The organism is Pseudomonas sp. X4 (genome assembly GCF_040784925.1).
GTDB classification, from domain to species: Bacteria; Pseudomonadota; Gammaproteobacteria; order Pseudomonadales; family Pseudomonadaceae; genus Aquipseudomonas; species Aquipseudomonas putida_Z.
Genome location: NZ_CP160798.1, coordinates 141,896 through 162,309 on the forward strand (window position 1 = coordinate 141,896; position 20,414 = coordinate 162,309).

16 protein-coding genes are annotated in these 20,414 nt (G+C 65.0%); 8 read left to right on the forward strand and 8 right to left on the reverse strand.

Going from position 1 to position 20,414, the window contains the following annotated elements:
• Positions 1-128: 128 nt before the first annotated feature.
• Positions 129-908, forward strand: a complete 780-nt coding sequence (locus ABX298_RS00700; protein WP_013973303.1) for a TSUP family transporter — start codon at positions 129-131, stop codon at positions 906-908.
• A 130-nt stretch (positions 909-1,038) separates the two neighbouring features.
• Here the strand turns inward: ABX298_RS00700 and nudC are convergent, their stop codons facing one another.
• On the reverse strand, positions 1,039-1,869 hold the full coding sequence (nudC, locus tag ABX298_RS00705) for an NAD(+) diphosphatase (protein ID WP_317409194.1): 831 nt from the start codon (positions 1,867-1,869) through the stop codon (positions 1,039-1,041).
• A gap of 36 nt (positions 1,870-1,905) precedes the next feature.
• Entirely contained in the window at positions 1,906-2,718 is an 813-nt protein-coding gene (locus ABX298_RS00710; protein WP_013973305.1) for a crotonase/enoyl-CoA hydratase family protein, read from the reverse strand.
• Between the two features lie 150 nt (positions 2,719-2,868).
• Between ABX298_RS00710 and nhaB the strand changes: the two genes are divergently transcribed.
• The 4 genes from nhaB to ABX298_RS00730 all read left to right on the forward strand — a co-directional run bounded on the left by nhaB (position 2,869) and on the right by ABX298_RS00730 (position 6,950).
• Positions 2,869-4,371, forward strand: a complete 1,503-nt coding sequence (gene nhaB, locus ABX298_RS00715) for a sodium/proton antiporter NhaB (RefSeq protein WP_286100173.1) — start codon at positions 2,869-2,871, stop codon at positions 4,369-4,371.
• 201 nt (positions 4,372-4,572) lie between these two features.
• Entirely contained in the window at positions 4,573-5,187 is a 615-nt protein-coding gene (locus ABX298_RS00720; RefSeq protein WP_367393930.1) for a dihydrofolate reductase family protein, read from the forward strand.
• 80 nt (positions 5,188-5,267) lie between these two features.
• Positions 5,268-5,813: a lipocalin family protein gene (locus ABX298_RS00725; RefSeq protein WP_317409193.1), complete on the forward strand. Its 546-nt coding sequence runs from the start codon at positions 5,268-5,270 to the stop codon at positions 5,811-5,813.
• Between the two features lie 177 nt (positions 5,814-5,990).
• Positions 5,991-6,950: a ribonuclease Z gene (locus ABX298_RS00730; RefSeq protein ID WP_317409192.1), complete on the forward strand. Its 960-nt coding sequence runs from the start codon at positions 5,991-5,993 to the stop codon at positions 6,948-6,950.
• Positions 6,951-7,226: 276 nt separating this feature from the next.
• On the opposite strand, the gene ABX298_RS00735 is transcribed toward ABX298_RS00730, so the two are convergent.
• Both ABX298_RS00735 and ABX298_RS00740 read right to left on the reverse strand, forming a co-directional pair.
• Complete coding sequence (locus ABX298_RS00735; RefSeq protein WP_367393931.1) at positions 7,227-8,510, reverse strand: Zn-dependent hydrolase; 1,284 nt, start codon at positions 8,508-8,510, stop codon at positions 7,227-7,229.
• 137 nt (positions 8,511-8,647) lie between these two features.
• The gene (locus ABX298_RS00740; protein WP_317410355.1) at positions 8,648-10,138 is read right to left on the reverse strand and encodes an NCS1 family nucleobase:cation symporter-1; all 1,491 of its coding nucleotides are present in this window, start codon (positions 10,136-10,138) and stop codon (positions 8,648-8,650) included.
• 342 nt (positions 10,139-10,480) lie between these two features.
• On the opposite strand from ABX298_RS00740, the gene hydA reads away from it, so the two are divergent.
• From hydA to preA, 3 genes are all read left to right on the forward strand, one after another.
• Complete coding sequence (hydA, locus tag ABX298_RS00745; protein ID WP_317410354.1) at positions 10,481-11,920, forward strand: dihydropyrimidinase; 1,440 nt, start codon at positions 10,481-10,483, stop codon at positions 11,918-11,920.
• A gap of 247 nt (positions 11,921-12,167) precedes the next feature.
• Positions 12,168-13,535: an NAD(P)-dependent oxidoreductase gene (locus ABX298_RS00750; protein WP_075045657.1), complete on the forward strand. Its 1,368-nt coding sequence runs from the start codon at positions 12,168-12,170 to the stop codon at positions 13,533-13,535.
• Positions 13,536-14,810 (forward strand): NAD-dependent dihydropyrimidine dehydrogenase subunit PreA, encoded by a 1,275-nt coding sequence (gene preA, locus ABX298_RS00755; protein ID WP_075045658.1) that lies wholly within the window; start codon positions 13,536-13,538, stop codon positions 14,808-14,810. It abuts the gene before it with no gap.
• Between the two features lie 183 nt (positions 14,811-14,993).
• Here preA and ABX298_RS00760 read toward each other — a convergent pair whose 3' ends face one another.
• From ABX298_RS00760 to gnd, 4 genes are all read right to left on the reverse strand, one after another.
• Positions 14,994-15,614 (reverse strand): TetR/AcrR family transcriptional regulator, encoded by a 621-nt coding sequence (locus tag ABX298_RS00760; protein ID WP_015270992.1) that lies wholly within the window; start codon positions 15,612-15,614, stop codon positions 14,994-14,996.
• A 299-nt stretch (positions 15,615-15,913) separates the two neighbouring features.
• On the reverse strand, positions 15,914-17,710 hold the full coding sequence (locus ABX298_RS00765) for a glycoside hydrolase family 15 protein (RefSeq protein ID WP_317410352.1): 1,797 nt from the start codon (positions 17,708-17,710) through the stop codon (positions 15,914-15,916).
• A 144-nt stretch (positions 17,711-17,854) separates the two neighbouring features.
• Positions 17,855-19,360 carry a glucose-6-phosphate dehydrogenase gene (gene zwf / locus ABX298_RS00770; protein WP_075045660.1) on the reverse strand — a complete coding sequence of 502 codons (1,506 nt, stop codon included), beginning with the start codon at positions 19,358-19,360 and terminating at the stop codon, positions 17,855-17,857.
• Positions 19,357-20,340 carry a phosphogluconate dehydrogenase (NAD(+)-dependent, decarboxylating) gene (gnd, locus tag ABX298_RS00775; protein WP_084785221.1) on the reverse strand — a complete coding sequence of 328 codons (984 nt, stop codon included), beginning with the start codon at positions 20,338-20,340 and terminating at the stop codon, positions 19,357-19,359. Before gnd ends, zwf begins: the two co-directional genes overlap by 4 nt.
• Positions 20,341-20,414: the final 74 nt, after the last annotated feature.

Below are 20,414 nucleotides of genomic sequence, written 5' to 3' on the forward strand. Positions count from 1 at the left end.
GGTAACCTGTGGGAGCGCGCATGCCCGCGAAAGGGCCGGCACTGGCAACACACCTCCCCCAGGATTACCATGTCACCCTTCTAGTGCGGCCCTTTGCCGCCCCCTGCCTCCCTGCCTGCCAAAACCCCATGCCCTTCGAACTCACCGTAGAACCCCTCACCCTGCTGATCCTGGCCCTGGTCGCCTTCGTCGCCGGCTTCATCGATGCCATCGCCGGCGGTGGCGGCCTGCTCACCACCCCGGCGCTACTCACCGCCGGCATGCCGCCGCACCTGGTACTGGGCACCAACAAGCTCAGCTCTACCTTCGGCTCGGCTACCGCCGGCTTCACCTACTACAGGCGCAAGCTGTTCCACCCGGCGCAATGGCGCCCGGCATTGTTCGCCACCTTGGTCGGTGCTTTGCTCGGTGCAGTGATCGCCCACTACATGCCGGCCGAATGGCTGAACAAGATGTTGCCCGTGATCGTCTTCGCCTGTGGCGTCTACCTGCTGTTCGGCGGCACGCCCAAGGCGCCGCTGGATGCCGATGCGCCGATCAGGAAAAAGTGGCAAGTGCCGCAAGGCTTCACCCTGGGCTTCTATGACGGCGTGGCCGGCCCGGGTACCGGGGCGTTCTGGACGGTCAGCACCCTGCTGCTCTACCCCATCGACCTGGTCCGTGCCAGCGGCGTGGCGCGCAGCATGAACTTCGTCAGCAACATCGCAGCGCTGACGGTGTTCATCATTTCCGGGCAGGTGGACTACATCGTCGGCCTGTGCATGGGCCTGTCGGTGATGGTCGGCGCGTTCTTCGGCGCACGCACGGCGATCAGTGGCGGCAGCAAGTTCATCCGCCCGGTGTTCATCACCGTGGTGCTGGCATTGACCGTGCGCCTAGCGTGGCAGCACTGGTTCGGCCAAGCCTGATGGGCTGTGATACCCCTGCTTTCCCGCCCTATCTGCGCGAGAAATGTCCTCCGCCGTCGTTGCAGGACTTGGCAATGGAATGACCATTGCCTGCGCCCTGCGCCTAGTCGGAGAACATTTCTCACTGCAGCTAGGACGGGAAAGCAGGGATATCACAGCCCAGCCGCCGTGCAACGTACAGATCGATCAGGTAGCGGGCAATCGACCGCCCGGCCGGCAGCGGCGGCAGGTCGTGGACGCTGAACCATTTGGCGTCCTCGATCTCGTCCGGCTGCATGACGATATCGCCGCCTGCATACTCGGCATGAAAGCCCAGCATCATCGAGTGCGGGAACGGCCAGCACTGGCTGCCGACGTACTGGATGTTCCTGACTTCCACCGCCACCTCTTCACGCACCTCACGCACCAGGCAGTCCTCGGCCGACTCGCCCGGCTCGGCGAAGCCTGCCAGGGTGCTGTACACCCCGGTGACGAAGCGTGGCGAACGCGCCAGCAGGATTTCATCACCACGGGTCACCAGCACGATCATGCTCGGCGAAATGCGCGGGTAGCTGCGCAGGTCGCAAGGCTGGCAGTACATCGCCCGCTCCCAGCGAATCTGCGTCATTGCCTGGCCGCAGCTGCCGCAGAAACGGTGCTCGCGGGCCCAGGTGCCGATCTGCGCGGCATAGCCCAGCACTTTGTAGGTGTCGAAGTCACCCTCGAGCATGAACGCGCGCAGGCCGCGCCAGGCGCAGCCGGGCACGTCGGTGGCGCTGCGCAGCTCCAGCAGGAACACCGGCTGGCCGTCGAAGTGGCCGATGCCGTGCTCGCACAGCACGTCGAGGTCCTGGCGCTTGAGCCAGTCGCGAGGGAACAGCGCGCCGTTGTCGTCCACCAGGAACCCTTCCGGGCTGCGGGCCACGGCCAGCCCCCCGGTGATCTGCGGGTCGAGTACTGCGGTAGTCCAGCGTGCTGACATGTCGGGGGTTCCCTTACTGCGCGTCCCCCGGCCTGATCAGTCGGCGAACGTCGGTTTCTGTTTGCTCATGTGCGCCGCCACCGCCACGCGCAGGTCTTCGGACTGCAGCATCGCGGCGTTCCAGGTGGCGATGTACTCCAGGCCATCGTCGATGCGATGGTCACGCATGTAGCTGAGCATTTCCTTGGTGCCGGCCACGGCGATCGGCGATTTTGCGGCAATCTCGCCGGCGATGGCAAAGACCCCGTCCATCAGCGCGGCCTGATCATCATAGACCCGGTTGACCAAGCCGATGCGCAGCGCCTCTTCGGCCTCGACATTGCGCCCGGTGAAAGCCAGCTCACGCATCATGCCGTCACCGATGATACGAGGCAAACGTTGCAGTGTGCCGACATCGGCGGCCATGCCCATGTCGATTTCCTTGATCGAGAACTGCGCGTCGCTGCTGCAGTAGCGCATGTCGCAGGCCGAGATCAGATCGATGGCGCCGCCAATGCAGTAACCCTGCACCGCGGCCAGTACCGGCTTGCGGCATTTGTCCACGGCATTGAACGACGCCTGCAGGCGCAGGATGGTGCTGCGCAGGAAGCGTGCGTTACGGCCCACGTCCTTGCCCATCTGCCCGGCCAGCGAAGCCAGCATCATCAGGTCGATACCGGCGGAAAAATGCTTGCCGGCACCGCTGATCACAACCGCCCGCACCGCGTCGGTGTCGTCGACCCACTGGAAGATGTCGATGATCTCCTCCCAGAAGGCCGCGTTCATCGCATTGCGCTTGTCCGGGCGGTTGATCTGAACGTGGGCGATGCTGTTGGTCAGTTCGACCTTGAATGCGCTGTACTCGGTCACGGGCGGCACTCCTGCGGGTGAAGGGTTCATGGCACGGATGGTAACCCACCCCGATGACCGCACTTGTGCCAAAAACGGGACTTTACGCCTTGCCTAAGACGCGCTGATCCGGCACCGTGCGCCATCGCCGAATCATAAGGATACAAATTCATGTCGCGCTCCCTGACCGGCGCCCTCGCCCACAGCTTTCTGGGCCACTCGCCGCTTTGGTACAAGGCAGTCATCTGCCTGTTCCTGGTGCTCAACCCGCTGCTGCTGGTGACCGTCGGCCCGGTCGCTGCCGGCTGGGCACTGGTGCTCGAATTCATCTTCACCCTGGGCATGGCCCTGAAGTGCTACCCGCTGATGCCTGGCGGCCTGCTGCTGGTCGAAGCCCTGCTGTTGCAGATGACCACCCCGCAGGCCCTGTACGAAGAGCTGCAGCACAACTTCCCGGTGATCCTACTGCTGATGTTCATGGTCGCGGGCATCCACTTCATGAAGGAACTGCTGCTGTTCCTGTTCTCGCGCATCCTGCTGGGGGTGCGTTCGAAGGCGATCCTGGCGTTGCTGTTCTGCGTGCTGTCGGCATTCCTCTCGGCGTTTCTCGATGCGCTGACCGTGACCGCCGTGATCATCAGCGCCGCGGTCGGTTTCTATGCGGTGTACCACCGCGTCGCCTCCGGGGCCAACCCGCGCGAAGACAGTGCGCTGGACAGCGACCAGCAGGTCGCACAGTTGCACCGTGAAGACCTCGACCAGTTCCGCGCCTTCCTGCGCAGCCTGCTGATGCATGGCGCGGTGGGTACCGCCCTGGGCGGCGTGTGCACGCTGGTGGGCGAGCCGCAGAACCTGCTGATCGGCCATGAGATGGGCTGGCACTTCGCCGATTTCTTCCTGAAGGTGGCACCGGTGTCGCTGCCGGTGCTGGGCGCCGGCCTGCTGACCTGCGTGCTGCTGGAGAAGCTGCGCCTGTTCGGCTACGGCACGTTGATGCCCGAGCCGGTGCGTCAGGTACTGGCCGCCTACGCCGCCGAGGACGATGCAGCACGCACCACTGCCCAGCGCATCGCGCTGTGGGTGCAAGGGTTCGCCGCACTGATCCTGATCGTCTGCCTGGGGCTGCACGTTGCCGAGGTCGGCCTGATCGGCCTGATGGTGATCGTGCTGATCACGGCGTTCACCGGCATTACCGACGAACACCGCCTGGGCCGTGCCTTCCAGGACGCCATGCCGTTCACTGCATTGCTGGTGGTGTTCTTCGCCGTGGTGGCGGTGATCCATCAGCAGCAACTGTTCAGCCCGTTGATTGCCTGGGTGCTGGCGCTGCCGGCCGAGCAGCAACCGGGCATGCTGTACCTGGCCAACGGCCTGCTGTCGGCGATCAGCGACAACGTGTTCGTTGCCACCATCTACATCACCGAAGTGAAGCAGGCATTCCTCAATGGCAGCATGAGCCGCGAGCATTTCGAGACGCTGGCGGTGGCGATCAACACCGGCACCAACCTGCCGAGCGTGGCGACGCCGAATGGGCAGGCGGCGTTCCTGTTCCTGTTGACTTCGGCAATCGCGCCGCTGATCCGGCTGTCGTATGGGCGAATGGTTTGGATGGCCTTGCCCTATACCGTAGTGATGGGTGGGCTGGGGTGGTGGGCGGTGACCTACTGGCTTTGAGGTAGCCTGCACCGGCCTCTTCGCGGGTGAACCCGCTCCCACAGGTACTGCACAGCCTTCGAAACTGTGGTGATCATGTGGGAGCGGGTTTACCCGCGAAAGGGTCAGTGCAGACCACTCAAACAGCCCTGTCGATTCTGCTGCCAGCCATTCGACTATCCCATGCCCCCAGCCACCCCGGCTGCCAACAGGAGAGTCCCCATGCGCAAACTCATCGTAGCCGCCTTCATCAGCCTCGACGGTGTCATGCAGGCCCCCGGCGGCCCGCAGGAAGACACCAGCGGCGGCTTCACCTACGGCGGCTGGATCGTGCCCTACGCCGAGGAAGTCTTCGGCCAGGCCATGCAGGCCCTGTTCAGCCAGCCCTTCGAGTTGCTGCTGGGCCGGCGCACCTACGACATCTTCGCCGGCTACTGGCCAAAGGTAAAAGACAGCTCGGAAGACTTCTCCATCGCCAACCTGTTCAACAGCGTGCCCAAGCACGTGGCCACCCACACCCCCGCAACACTCGACTGGCACAACAGCCATGCTCTGGGCGCAGACATCACAGCAACGGTCCGCGCCCTGAAACAACAGGACGGCGCCAACCTGCTGACCCAGGGCAGCAGCGATCTGGTGCAGCAACTGCTGGCGGCGGGCCTGGTCGATGAACTGCAACTGCTGATCCACCCGTTGCTGCTCGGCCACGGCAAGCGCCTGTTCGGCGACGATGCTGCAGCGGCGGCCTTCACCCTGCAGCACTCGCAGGTTTCGCCCAAGGGCGTGGTCATCGCCCGTTACGTGCGTGCCGGCGAAGTGCAGACCGGTTCGTTCTGAAAGGCACGATTGCGTACAACTTTTGCCTCTCGCTCGCATCGAAACACAGGTAAGCCCCGTCCGTATCAAGGAGGTTCACCATGGCGCTACGCACCACGCTGCTGTTTTGCTGCATGCCCCTGGCCCTGCTCGGCTGCGCCGGCAACGATCACCCGGCGCCGCCGCGCACCCAGCAGGTCGACCTGCAACGTTACCAGGGCACCTGGTACGAACTCGCGCGGCTGCCGATGTTCTTCCAGCGCAACTGCGTGCAGTCCGAAGCGCACTATGGCCTGCGAGAGGACGGCCGCCTCGACGTGACCAACCGCTGCCAGGAAAAGGACGGCCAGTGGAACCAGGCCAAGGGCATCGCCGAAGCCCAGCAACCGGGCAGCACCGACAAGCTCTGGGTGCGCTTCGACAACTGGTTCAGCCGCCTCGCGCCCGGCCTGACCAAGGGCGAGTACTGGGTGCTGTACCACGACCAGGACTACCGCGTAGCCTTGGTCGGCCACCCGAACCGCGAATACCTGTGGCTGCTCTCGCGCACGCCCGCGGTCACCGACCAGCTGCGCGAACAACTGCTGACGATCGCCCGGGAGCAAGGCTATGACACCAGCAAGCTGATCTGGCGGCAGGCCGAGTAGGCAACACCTGGCGGGCCATCGACGACATGCGGCAATCCGGCTAAGGTGTGCGCCCTTACCACCTCGAAGGAACGAGCCCGTTGAGTACCACGCCGCTACCTGCACCCCGTATCCGTCCGACCCCCATCCGCCCGCTGGTGCTGACGTCACTGCTGGACTGAAACAAGGAGCCAGACCATGGATTTGCTGTTCCTGGGCACCTCCGCCGGCGTGCCGACCAAGGCACGCAACGTCAGCGCCACCGCAGTGATCGAAGCCAGTGGCAGCCACTGGTATCTGGTCGACTGCGGCGAAGGCACCCAGCACCGGCTGCTGCATACGCCGCTGTCGATCCGCGACCTGCGCGCCATCTTCATCACCCACGTGCACGGCGACCATTGCTTCGGCCTGCCGGGCCTGCTGGCCAGCGCCGGCATGAGCGGGCGCACGCAGCCGCTGGATCTTGTCCTGCCCGCCGCCCTGCACGACTGGGTGCGCCAGGGGCTGGTGGCCAGCGATACTTTCCTGCCGTTCGAACTGCGCCTGCTGGCCGTGGAAGATCTGGTGGAATGGCGCAGTGACGCCCTGCAAGTGACCAGCGTGCAGCTTTCGCACCGGGTGCCGAGCGTCGGCTTCGTGTTCACCGAGCTCAACCCCGAACCGCGCCTGGACATCCCGCGCCTGGAAGCCGACGGCATCCCCCGCGGCCCGCTGTGGGGCGAGCTGGCCAAGGGTTTGACGGTGCAGCATGGCGGTCGGCTGCTGCACGGCAATGACTACTTGCGCCCTTCGCGCCCGCCACGGCGGGTGATCGTGTGCGGCGACAACGACAACCCCGAGCTGTTGGCCGACGTCGCCAAGGGCGCGGACGTGCTGGTGCACGAAGCCACGTTCACCCAGGCGGTGGTAGAGCGCACGGGGGTAACCTTCGGCCACAGCACCGCGGCTGCGGTGGCGCGCTTTGCCGAAACTGCGGGCGTGCGCAACCTGGTGCTGACGCATTTCAGCGCCCGCTACCAGAACGACCCACGGCGCAGCCCGAGCATCGACAACGTGCGCGACGAAGCCCTCGCCCACTACAGCGGGCAGCTGACCCTGGCGCAGGACCTGCAGCGCTATCACATCGGGCGCGATGGCTGTCTTGAACCGGCCGGATGATTTGGCATGGCCACAATTGTGCACGCGGCACGTTCGACCTGCGTCTGCCCCGGGCAGATCTGATCAGGCTGGTGCGATCCTCTGTGGGAGCGGCCTTGTGTCGCGAAAGGGCTGCAAAGCAGCCCCAGTATCTTGAGATCAACGCTGATAACGCCGGGGCCGCTGTGCGGCCCTTTCGCGACACAAGGCCGCTCCCACCTCGACCGTATCAGCCGCGAGCCGGCTTGCCGGCGATGAGGCCAAGGTAGGCAGCGCAACCTGCTGACGGTAACGGCGCTACGCCGCCAACCGCCCACTGGCAATCGCCTCCGACGCCGCCAGCATCGCGCGCAGCAACACCGCGCAGCCCGCAGCCAGGTCCTCGGGTGTGGCGTTCTCGATCTCGTTATGGCTGATACCGTTCTCGCACGGCACGAAAATCATCCCCGCCGGCCCCAGTTCGGCCAGGAAGATCGCGTCGTGCCCCGCGCCGCTGACGATGTCCATGTGCGGCAGGCCCAGCGCCTGCGCCGATTGGCGCACGGCTTCGACACAGGCCTTGTCGAAGTACAACGCCGGGAAATCGGCCGTGGGTACCAGTTCGTGGCTCAGGCCATGCCTGGCACAGGTCGCCTCGATCACCGCGCGCACATCGGCAATCATCGCATTCAGCTGCTCACCCTCCAGATGACGGAAATCCAGGGTCATGCGCACCTCGCCCGGGATCACGTTGCGCGAGCCCGGGTAGGCCTGCAGGCAACCCACCGTCCCACAGGCATGGGGCTGGTGGCCGAGGGCGGTGCGGTTGACTGCCTCCACCACCGCCGCCGCGCCGACCAGGGCGTCCTTGCGCAGGTGCATGGGCGTAGGGCCGGCATGGGCCTCGACACCGCGCAGGGTCAGGTCGAACCACTTCTGGCCCAGCGCGCCCAGCACCACGCCGATGGTCTTGCGCTGATCTTCGAGGATCGGGCCCTGCTCGATATGCGCTTCGAAATAGGCCCCCACCGGGTGGCCTGATACGGCGCGCGGGCCGGCGTAGCCGATGGCGTTCAACGCCTCGCCAACGCTGACACCCTGGGCGTCGCGCTTGGCCAGGGTTTCTTCCAGGGTGAACTTGCTGGCGAACACCCCGGAACCCATCATGCACGGCGCAAAGCGCGAACCTTCTTCGTTGGTCCACACCACCACTTCCAGCGGCGCTTCGGTTTCGATGCCCAGGTCGTTGAGGGTGCGGAGCACCTCCAGCCCAGCCATCACCCCGAAGCAGCCGTCGAACTTGCCACCGGTGGGCTGGGTGTCGATATGGCTGCCGGTCATCACCGGGGGCAGCTTGGGGTTACGCCCCGGGCGACGGGCGAAGATGTTGCCGACGGCGTCGATGCTGACCGTGCAACCGGCGGTCTCGCACCACTGCACGAACAGGTCGCGGGCCTGGCGGTCGAGGTCGGTCAGGGCCAGGCGGCACACGCCGCCCTTGGCGGTGGCACCGAGGCGGGCCAGGTCCATCAGGGACTGCCACAGGCGGGTGCTGTCGATGTGGTGCTGGGTGGATTGCATTACTTGTTGGGCTGGGGTCATGGGATTTTCCTCAGGCATTTTTGTTGTCTGTCCCGGCCTCTTCGCGGGTAAACCCGCTCCCACAGGTACAGCGTTGGCCTCAGGACCTGCGCTGTACCTGTGGGAGCGGGTTTACCCGCGAAGAAGCCAGCGCGGTCTCACGGCAAGGGCTTGGCCACCCGCGCCGGGCTGCGCGCGACCACGCCGGCGAAGAGGTAATACAGCGCCCCGCCCAGCAGCGAACCGGTGAACCAGCCGTAGTCGTAGAACCAGCTGAAACTGCTGTTGCCAATGGCCATCACGGTCAGCGCGACCGGCAACGCAAAGGCGGCAAAACCGGCCCAGTTCCACGCCGGGTACACGTCGTCGCGGTACAGCCCGGCCAGGTCCAGCTTCTGCCGGCGGATCAGGAAGTAGTCCACCACCATGATCCCGGCGATCGGCCCCAGCAGGCTGGAATAGCCCAGCAGCCAGTTGGAGTACACGCTCTCCAGGCTCAGGTCGGAGACGATCCAGCCCAGCTTCTTCAGCAGCTCATGGCCCATCAGCGCCAGGCCGATGAAGCCGGTCAGCCACACCGCGCGGCTGCGCCCGATCAGGCGTGGGGCGATGTTCTGGAAGTCGTTGGTAGGCGACACGATGTTCGCCGCGGTGTTGGTCGACAGCGTGGCGATCACGATCAACGCCATGGCCAGGGCCACCCAGAACGGGCTGTGGATCTTGCCGATCAGGCTGACCGGGTCGGACACGGTCTCGCCAACCAGCGACGCCGAAGCAGCGGTGAGTACCACGCCCAGCGCGGCGAACAGGAACATGGTCAGCGGCAAGCCGAAGATCTGCCCGAGAATCTGGTCCTTCTGGCTGCGGGCGTAGCGGCTGAAGTCGGGGATGTTCAGCGACAGCGTGGCCCAGAAACCGACCATGGCGGTAAGCCCGGCACAGAAGAAGCCGAGCATGTTCGCCCCTTCCGGGCGCTTGGGCGGCTGGGCCAGCAGTTCGGTCATCGACATGTGCGGCAAGGCCCAGAACAGCAGGCCGACGCCGACCGCCACCAGCAGCGGTGCCGAAAGCGTTTCGAGCCACTTGATCGACTCGGCGCCGCGCAGCACCACCCACAGGTTCAGGCACCAGAAGATCATGAAGCCGATCACCTCACCGGTGCCGCCCAAAGCTTTCCAGCCGTCGAACACCGAGCCGAGGAACAGGTGGATGGCCAGGCCGCCGAACATGGTCTGGATGCCGAACCAGCCACAGGCGACCACTGCCCGGATCAGGCATGGCACGTTGGAGCCGAGGATGCCGAACGACGAACGCAGCAGCACCGGGAACGGAATGCCGTATTTGGTGCCAGGGAAGGCGTTGAGGGTGAGCGGGATCAGCACGATCAGGTTGGCCAGCAAAATCGCCAGCAAGGCCTCGCCCACGCTGAGGCCGAAGTAGGCGGTGAGCACGCCGCCGAGGGTGTAGGTGGGCACGCAGATGGACATGCCTACCCACAGGGCGGTGATATGCCATTTGTTCCAGGTGCGCTGGTGCACCTTGGTCGGGGCGATGTCATGGTTGTAGCGCGGGCTGTCGAGGACATCGCTGCCCTCGGACAGCTCGAACAGCCCATCCTGCTCGACCACTTCCGATCTGCTCTGCTGCATGGGGGCCTTCTCCAGATGTTCTTGTAGTTGTTTGCCCATCGGGTTGATGCGATGGCCGGAGTACACACGCTTTATGTGCTTGAAAATCTCGACCAGATTTCCATCTTGTCAAGTCAGTCAAAGTTTCAAAAAGCCCCGTAGTCAGCACCGCAAATCAAATAATTTCCTTAATTTCAATGAGTTAAAAACCACAAAATTAATGGGAAAATTTTCTTGCTGAATGCCGTATCTGCATCTAGCCTCCAATCTTGTCAGGTCTGACAGGATTAACCGCCCTGCCCGCCCTGTACCCAGACAATTCCAAGAACCGGCCCAGACCGGTCAGCCTGCGAGGAAAACGGCATGTCCCTGTTGATCCGTGGCGCCACCGTGGTCACCCACGAAGAGAGTTACCCCGCCGATGTCCTGTGTGCCGATGGCCTGATCCGCGCCATCGGGCAAAACCTCGAACCGCCCACCGACTGCGAGATCCTCGACGGCAGCGGCCAGTACCTGATGCCCGGCGGCATCGACCCTCATACCCACATGCAGCTGCCGTTCATGGGCACCGTGGCCAGCGAGGACTTCTTCAGCGGCACCGCCGCGGGCCTGGCCGGTGGCACCACCTCGATCATCGACTTCGTCATCCCCAACCCGCAGCAGTCGTTGCTGGAGGCCTTCCACACCTGGCGCGGCTGGGCGCAGAAAAGCGCCAGCGACTACGGCTTCCATGTCGCCATCACCTGGTGGAGCGAGCAGGTGGCCGAAGAAATGGGCGAACTGGTGGCCAAACATGGGGTGAACAGCTTCAAGCACTTCATGGCCTACAAGAATGCGATCATGGCCGCCGACGACACCTTGGTGGCCAGCTTCGAACGCTGCCTGCAACTGGGTGCGGTGCCCACCGTGCATGCCGAGAACGGCGAACTGGTGTACCACCTGCAGAAAAAACTGCTGGCCCAGGGCCTGACCGGGCCGGAAGCCCACCCGCTGTCACGCCCGTCCCAGGTCGAGGGCGAGGCGGCCAGCCGCGCCATCCGCATTGCCGAGACCCTGGGCACGCCACTGTACCTGGTGCATGTTTCCAGCCGCGAAGCGCTGGACGAAATCGCCTATGCCAGGGGCAAGGGCCAGCCGGTGTACGGTGAAGTCCTGCCCGGCCATCTGCTGCTGGATGACAGCGTCTACCGTGACCCGGACTGGGCCACCGCCGCAGGCTACGTGATGAGCCCACCGTTCCGCCCGCGCGAACACCAGGAGGCGCTGTGGCGCGGGCTGCAGTCGGGCAACCTGCACACCACCGCCACCGACCATTGCTGCTTCTGCGCCGAGCAGAAAGCCATGGGCCGCGACGACTTCAGCCGTATCCCCAACGGCACTGCCGGCATCGAGGACCGCATGGCGGTGCTGTGGGATGCCGGGGTGAACAGCGGGCGCCTGTCGATGCATGAGTTCGTCGCGCTGACCTCCACCAACACCGCGAAAATCTTCAACCTGTTCCCGCGCAAGGGTGCCATTCGTGTTGGTGCCGACGCCGACCTGGTGCTGTGGGACCCGCAAGGCACGCGCACCATCTCGGCCAGGACCCATCACCAGCAGGTGGACTTCAACATCTTCGAAGGCCGTACCGTGCGCGGCATCCCCAGCCATACCATCAGCCAGGGCAAGGTGCTCTGGGCCGATGGCGACCTGCGTGCGGAAAAAGGCGCGGGCCGGTATGTGGAACGGCCGGCGTATCCGTCGGTGTACGAGGTGCTGGGGCGCAGGGCCGAAGTGCAGCGGCCGACGCCCGTGCAGCGTTAAGGCCATTGGGGCTGCTGCGCAGCCCATCGCCGGCAAGCCAGCTCCCACAGGAATAGTGCTGCTCTCAAGGGCATGGCTCTCCTGATGGAACCAGCTCTCAAGGGCATGGGCCTCCTGATGGCACCAGCTCTTGCAGGGATGGCACTGCTCTCAGGGACAACACTGTACCTGTGGGAGCTGGCTTGCCGGCGATTGGGGCGCACCGCGCCCCCATTCCAAGCCCCACATAAAAAGAGAGGCTACAACCGTGATCGACGCCCTGAACCACTTGCCGCGCCCACGGGCCGGCGCCGACCAGCTGGCCGAGCGCTTCAGCGACCTGGCCCCACCCCTCACCGCCCGCCAGGCCGCCGTCGAAAGCGCACGCTGCCTGTATTGCTATGACGCCCCTTGCGTCAACGCTTGCCCCAGCGACATCGACATCCCGTCGTTCATCCACCGCATCAGCGACGAAAACCTGCAAGGCGCCGCCGAACGCATCCTCTCGGCCAACATCCTCGGCGGCAGTTGCGCCCGCGTCTGCCCCACCGAAATCCTTTGCCAGCAAGCGTGCGTGCGCAACAACGCGCAGGAATGCGCACCGGTGCTGATCGGCCAGCTGCAGCGCTATGCCCTGGACAACGCCCAGTTCACCGAGCACCCGTTCCAGCGTTCGCCGGCCACTGGCAAGCGCATCGCCGTAGTGGGTGCCGGCCCCGCCGGGCTGTCGTGCGCCCACCGCCTGGCCATGCACGGGCATGATGTGGTGGTGTTCGAGGCCAGCGACAAGGCCGGTGGCCTCAACGAGTACGGCATCGCCCGCTACAAGCTGGTGGACGACTACGCCCAGCGTGAAGTGGAATTCCTGCTCGGCATAGGCGGCATCGAGATCCGCCATGGCCAGCGCCTGGGCAGCAACCTCGGCCTGGGCGAACTGCGCGATCAGTACGACGCAGTGTTCCTCGGCCTCGGCCTGAATGCCGTGCGCCAGCTCGGCCTGCCGGATGAAGAGGCCCCCGGCCTGCTCGCCGCCACCGCATACATCCGCGAACTGCGCCAGGCCGACGACCTGAGCCAGCTGCCCCTGGCCGACCGCTGCCTGGTGATCGGCGCCGGTAACACCGCCATCGACATGGCCGTGCAGATGAGCCGCCTGGGTGCCCGTGACGTCAACCTGGTGTACCGCCGTGGCCATGCCGACATGGGTGCCACCGGCCACGAGCAGGACATCGCCAAGGCCAACCAGGTACGCCTGCACACCTGGGCCCGCCCCGATGCCGTGCTGCTGGACGACAGCGGCAAGGTGCGCGGCATGCGCTTTGCCCGCACCGAGCTGGCAGACGGCCGCCTGCGCGACACCGGCGAAACCTTCGAACTGGCCGCCGACGCCATCTTCAAGGCCATCGGCCAACGCTTCGACGAAGCCAGCCTCGGTGACCCGGTGGCCGCACAACTGGCTCGCGACGGCGAGCGCATCCGCGTCGACGAAAGGATGCAAACCAGCCTGCCGGGCGTATATGCCGGCGGCGACTGCACCGCCCTGGGCCAGGACCTTACCGTCCAGGCGGTGCAACACGGCAAGCTGGCCGCCGAAGCCATCCATGCCCAACTCATGCTCAACGTGGAGGCTGCGTAAATGGCCGACCTGTCCATCGAATTTGCCGGCATCAAGGCACCCAACCCCTTCTGGCTGGCCTCCGCACCGCCAACCGACAAGGCCTACAACGTGGTCCGCGCCTTCGAGGCCGGCTGGGGTGGGGTAGTGTGGAAAACCCTGGGCGAAGACCCGGCGGCAGTCAACGTGTCGTCGCGCTACTCGGCGCATTACGGCCCCAACCGCCAGGTGCAGGGCATCAACAACATCGAGCTGATCACCGACCGCTCGCTGGACATCAACCTGCGCGAAATCACCCAGGTGAAGAAGGACTGGCCCGACCGCGCGCTGATCGTGTCGCTGATGGTGCCGTGCGTGGAAGACTCGTGGAAGTTCATCCTGCCGCTGGTGGAAGCCACCGGGGCCGATGGCATCGAACTGAACTTCGGCTGCCCGCACGGCATGCCGGAGCGCGGCATGGGTGCTGCGGTCGGCCAGGTGCCGGAGTACGTGGAAATGGTCACCCGCTGGTGCAAGACGTACTGCTCGCTGCCGGTGATCGTCAAACTCACGCCGAACATCACCGACATCCGCCAGTCGGCGCGCGCCGCGCACCGTGGTGGAGCCGATGCAGTGTCGTTGATCAATACCATCAACTCGATCACCAGCGTCGACCTCGACCGCATGGTCGCCCACCCCATCGTCGGCGACCAGAGCACCCATGGCGGCTACTGCGGCTCGGCGGTGAAGCCGATTGCCCTGAACATGGTGGCGGAAATCGCCCGCGACCCGCAAACGCGCGGTTTGCCGATCTGCGGCATTGGCGGCATCGGCAGTTGGCGTGACGCAGCCGAGTTCATGGCCCTGGGTAGTGGCGCCGTGCAGGTGTGCACGGCAGCGATGCTGCACGGTTTCCGCATCGTCGAGGACATGAAGGACGGCCTGGCGCGCTGGATGGACCAGCACGGGCACCGCAACATCGAGGCGTTCCGCGGCCAGGCGGTGGGGCATACCACCGACTGGAAGTACCTGGACATGAACTACAAGTCGGTGGCGCACATCGACCAGCAAGCATGCATTGGCTGCGGGCGCTGCCACATTGCCTGCGAGGATACTTCGCACCAGGCGATTGCCAGTACGCTGAATGCAGATGGCACGCATGCCTACAGCGTGATCGAGGAGGAATGCGTGGGCTGCAACCTGTGCCAGATCACCTGCCCGGTGGAGAACTGCATCGAGATGGTGACTCAGGATACCGGCAAGCCGTACCTGAACTGGACGCAGGACCCGCGTAACCCCTACCGCGAGGCCAGTTGAGGCAGTTTTCTACCCCACCGACTGACGCGGTCCTTTTTGTGGGAGCGGCCTTGTGTCGCGAAAGGGGCGCGAAGCGGCCCCGGGATTTCAGCTTCGCAGCGTGAATTGCCGGGGCTGCTGCGCAGCCCTTTCGCGACGCAAGGCCGCTCCCACAATAGGACCGTGGCAACATGCAACTTCGGTTCAAGGCTCCAGCCCGATCCCCCGCAAGATCACGCTGGTCACCGTCTGCACGGCATTTTCAAAGGCCATGTCCGACAACGCCTCCCCGCCATTGAGCAACGTCACCTGGTAACCAAAGTCGGCATAGTGCTGGGTCGAGGCCCAGATCATGTACAAAAGCGCCGACGGCTCCACCGGCAGGATGCGCCCCTCCTCCACCCAGCGGCGGATCTTGGCTTCCTTCAGCTTGGCCCAGGGCACCAGGCTTTCATCCAGGTTCACTCCCAGCACCGGCGCCCCATGCAGCATCTCTTCGGCCCAGATCTTCGAGCCCAGCGGCCGCGAGCGCGAGTGGCCCATCTTCGCCCGGATGTAACTGGTCAGCACCACGCGCGGGTCGTCGAAGTTCTCGAAGCACAGCGCGTCCTGCTTCCACACATCCAGCAGGTCCTGCAGCACCGCGCGGAACAGGTCGTCCTTGGTGCTGAAGTAATAATGCAGGTTGGAACGCGGCAACTCGGCCTGCTCGGCGATATCACCCATCGAGGTGGCGCCGTAGCCCTTCTCGGCGAACACCTTTTCCGCCGCCTGCAGGATCTTCTCGATATTGCGCCGGCGGATTTCGATCTTGTGGTTGGCCATCAGGCTTGCGCCGTCCACACCGCCAGCTCATAACCGTCTGGGTAGATGAAATTGAACTCGATGTTGTCGATCTGCCGGTCAGTACCGCAAATGCCCATGTGTGCTCCGTGCCAAAGGGGTTTGCCCTAGTCTACTCCGCTTACTCCAAGCCAGCGCAATCCCTGTAGGAGCGGCCTTGTGTCGCGAAAGGGGTGCGTAGCGCCCCCGGGATTTCAGCCTCACTGCATGAATTGCCGGGGCTGCTTTGCAGCCCGATCGCGACACAAGGCCGCTCCTACAGGGGGAGACCGCCACCTGACTTAGCTACAGCTCGCCCGATCACGCACCGGGCACTGTGCGCGGTGCAGGTTCAGTGCGGTGTTGATGATGCCGATATGGCTGAACGCCTGGGGGAAATTGCCGAGCATGCGCTGGCCCGCCGGGTCGTACTGTTCGGCCAGCAGGCCAAGGTCGTTGCACAGGCCGGTCAGGCGTTCGTACAGTGCCTGCGCTTGTGCCTGGCGGCCCAGCAATACATACACGTCGGCCAGCCAGAACGAACACACCAGGAAGGTGCCCTCCCCGGGTGTCAGGCCGTCGCTGCAGCAGTCACTGTCATAGCGCAGCAGCAGGCCGTTTTTCAGCAGGCGCTGTTCGACCTGTTCGAGCGTGCGCAAGAAGCGTGGGTCATCCGCCGGCAGGAAGCCGGTCAGGGCGATGTGCAACAAACTGGCGTCCATCTCGCTCGAGCCATAGGCCTGGACGAAAAAGCGGCCGCTGGGGTCCAGGCCCTGCGCGCACACTTCACGACGAATCTCGTCAGCCACTTGGCGGTAATGCCGGCCGCGCTCGCGGCCTTCCTCGGTGGTGTCGGCCAGCCCCGCGGCACGGTCGAAGGCCACCCAGGCCATGACCTTGGAGTGCACGAACTGCTGCCGACCGCCGCGCACTTCCCAGATGCCCTCGTCCGGCTGGCGCCAGATGCGCTCGACGTAAGGCAGGATCGAGCGGGCGATGGCGGCGCTGCGCGGGTGGCGGGGCAAGCCGCCCTTGATTGCCTGGGTCATGGCATCGGCGAGTTCGCCGTAGATGTCCAGCTGCATCTGCGCTGACGCTGCATTGCCCACCCGCACCGGTTGCGAGTGCTCGTAACCGGCCAGCCACGGCAAGGTGTATTCCTGCAGGTCGCGCTCACCGGCCAGGCCATACATGATCTGCATCTGCTCGGGGTTGCCGGCCACCGAGCGCAACAGCCACTCGCGCCAGGCCTGGGCTTCGTCGAAGTAGCCGAGGTTCATGAAGGCCAGCAGGGTCATGGTCGCGTCGCGCAGCCAACAGAAGCGGTAGTCCCAGTTGCGCTCGTGGCCGATGCGCTCGGGCAGTGAGGTGGTGACGGCGGCAACGATGCCGCCGGTGGGCGCGTAGGTCATGGCCTTGAGGGTCAGCAGCGAGCGGCGCACCAGGGCGGAGTATGGGCCCACCTGTGGGCAGCGGGCGGCGAAGGCCTGCCATTGGTCGATGGTCTGCGTCAGCGCTTCATCGCTATCACAGCCGGGCTGCACCGGCAGGTGCGAGGGCTGGTGGCGCAGGCTGAACACCTGGCGTTCGCCCGCACCAACGCGAAAGCGGGCGACGGTGTGCTGGTCACGGGCATGCGGGGGGACGGTGCTGCACAGGATCAGCCGGTCGGGGCCGGCGACGGCGCTGAGGGTCAGCGGGTCGAGCCGTTCTACCCAGGGCACGCTGCGGCCGTAGTCGAAGCGCATGACCAGGTCCATTTCGAAGTTGGTTTCGCCAGCGAGGCCCTCGACGATACGCACCAGCGCGTTGGCCTCGCCCAGCGGCATGAAGTCGAGCACACGGACGCGGCCGGTGGCGGTGACCCAAGTGGTTTCCAGCACCAGGGTGTCGTCCAGGTATTGGCGGCTGCTGTGTTCGACCGGGTCGCAGGGGGCCAGACGCCAGCGGCCGTTTTCCTCGTTGCCCAGCAGTGCGGCGAATACCGCGGGGGCGTCGAAGCGTGGCAGGCACAGCCAGTCGAGCGAGCCATCGCGGCTGACCAGGGCGGCGCTGCGGCAGTTGCCCAGCAGGGCATAGTCTTCGATGTGGGCAGGCATTGGGGCTCCTTTGTGTGTTTGCCTGTGCTGGCCTTTTCGCGGGTAAACCCGCTCCCACAGGTACATCACAGGCCTTGAAACCATCGATATCCCTGTGGGAGCGGGTTTACCCGCGAAAGGGCCGGCACAGGCTTTACAGAAACCTCACCCCAAGCGGTGCCACTCGCGCTTGTCCCGCGCCAGCAACTCATTGCCGGCCTCGGGCCCGTCTTCACCGGCCGGGTACTCATGCACCTCGCCGCCCTGGGCCCAGGCATCGAGGAACGGCTGCACGGCGCGCCAGCCGTTCTCGATGTTGTCAGCCCGCTGGAACAGGGTCTGGTCACCGGTCAGGCAGTCGTAGATCAGCGTCTCGTAGCCGGTCGCCGGGGTCATCTTGAAGAAGTCCTTGTAGGCAAAGCCCAGCTCGACGTTCTCCATCACCAGCTCCGGCCCGGGGCGCTTGGCCTGCAGGTCGAACCACATGCCTTCGTTGGGCTGGATCTGGATCTTCAGGTAATTGGGCTTGGGCCGCTCCAGCTCCGACTCGCGGAACTGCGCATAAGGCGCCGGCTTGAAGCAGATGGCGATTTCGGTATCACGCACGCTCATGCGCTTGCCAGTGCGCAGGTAGAACGGCACGCCAGCCCAGCGCCAGTTGTCGATCATCACCTTCAGCGCCACATAGGTCTCGGTCTGGCTATCCGCCGCGACGTTGGGCTCGTGGCGGTAGCCAGGCAACTGCTTGCGCCCCTGTTTGCCGGCACTGTACTGGCCACGCACGGAGTTTTTCAGGGCCATCTTCGCCGACCATGGGCGGATGGCGCCGACCACCTTGGCCTTTTCGCTGCGCACGGCATCGGCGGCGAACGCGGCCGGGGGTTCCATGGCCACCATCGCCAGCAACTGGAACAGGTGGTTGGGCACCATGTCGCGCAACGCCCCGGTGCTGTCATAGAACGCACCACGGGTCTCGACGCCGACGGTTTCCGCGGCGGTGATCTGCACATGGTCGATGTAGTGGTTGTTCCAGAACGATTCGAACAAGCCGTTGGAGAACCGGCTGACCAGGATGTTCTGCACCGTCTCTTTGCCCAGGTAATGGTCGATGCGGTAGATCTGCCGCTCGCCCATCACCTTCAGCAGGCATGCGTTGAGCGCCTCGGCGCTGGCCAGGTCGGTGCCGAAGGGCTTTTCCACCACGACCCGGCGAAAGCCGCCGGCCGATTCGTCGAGCAGCCCGGCCTGCCCCAGGCGCTGCGCCACTTCGGGGAAGAAGCGCGGCGAGGTCGCCAGGTAGAAGATGGCGTTGCCGTGGCGGGTTGTGTCGATGCGCTTGGCGAGGGCCTGGTAGGTGGCCGGGTCGAGGAAATCGCCGGTCTGGTAATCCAGGCGCTTGGCCAGGCGTGCCCAGAGCTTCTCATCCAGGCACTTGGCCGTGCCCTCGCCACCTTTGTCACGCTCGACCATGAACGCATGCAGGCGCTCGGCGAATTCCTCGGCAGTGGCCGGGTTGTGGTCGACACCGACGATACGCAGGTTACGGTCCAGCAGACCGTCACGGCTGAGGTTGTAAAGCGCCGGCATCAGCAGGCGCTTGACCAGGTCGCCATTGGCGCCGAACAGGAACAGGGTGCATGGCGGAGCAGCCGGAATGCTCTGTTTGGTCATTCGGCTTTTTTCTCGACATGGCCACCGAAGCCCAGGCGCATGGCCGAGAGAATCTTGTCACCATAGGTGCCTTGCTGCTGGCGCGAGCGGAAGCGGGCGAACAGCGCGCTGGACAGCACCGGTACCGGCACCGCCTGCTCGACGGCGGCGTCGATGGTCCAGCGGCCTTCACCACTGTCGGACACCGAGCCACTGAACTGCGACAGCTGCGGGTCGGCCACCAGCGCATCGGCGGTGAGGTCGAGCAGCCACGAGGTGACCACGCTGCCACGCCGCCACACTTCGGCGATTTCGGCCACGTTCAGGTCGAAACGCTGGTCTTCCGGCAGTTCGTTGCCGCCCTTGCTGCGCAGCAGGTCGAAACCTTCGGCATAGGCCTGCATCAGGCCGTATTCGATGCCGTTGTGCACCATTTTCACGTAGTGCCCGGCACCGGGTGGGCCGGCGTGGATGTAGCCGTGTTCGGCACGCTGGTGCTCGCCGCTGCGGCCATGGGTACGCGGGATGTCACCCACGCCCGGGGCCAGCGCCTTGAACAGAGGCTCCAGGCGCTCGAACACGTCCTTTTCGCCACCGATCATCATGCAGTAGCCACGGTCCAGGCCCCACACACCGCCCGAGGTGCCGACATCCAGGTAATGCAGCCCGCGCTTGGCCAGCTCGGCGGCGCGGCGCACGTCGTCCTTGTAGAAGGTGTTGCCGCCGTCGATGATCGCATCGCCCGGCTCCAGCAGTTCGGCCAGTTGAGCGATGGTCTGCTCGGTGGGCTCGCCGGCGGGCAGCATGACCCACACCGCGCGCGGTGCTTTCAGCTTCTGCACCAGTGCACCGAGGTCGTGCGCGCCCTGGGCGCCCTCGCCCTCCAGGCCGGTGATGGCCTCACGGTTGCGATCGTGTACCACGGTGCGGTGGCCGGCGCGCATCAGGCGCCTTGCGATATTGCCGCCCATGCGGCCCAGCCCGATGATTCCCAGTTGCATGAGCCGATGCTCCCCTTTCGAAATAAATGACAACACAATCCAGCTTTTCAGATTAGTCCAGCGAACCGATCGAG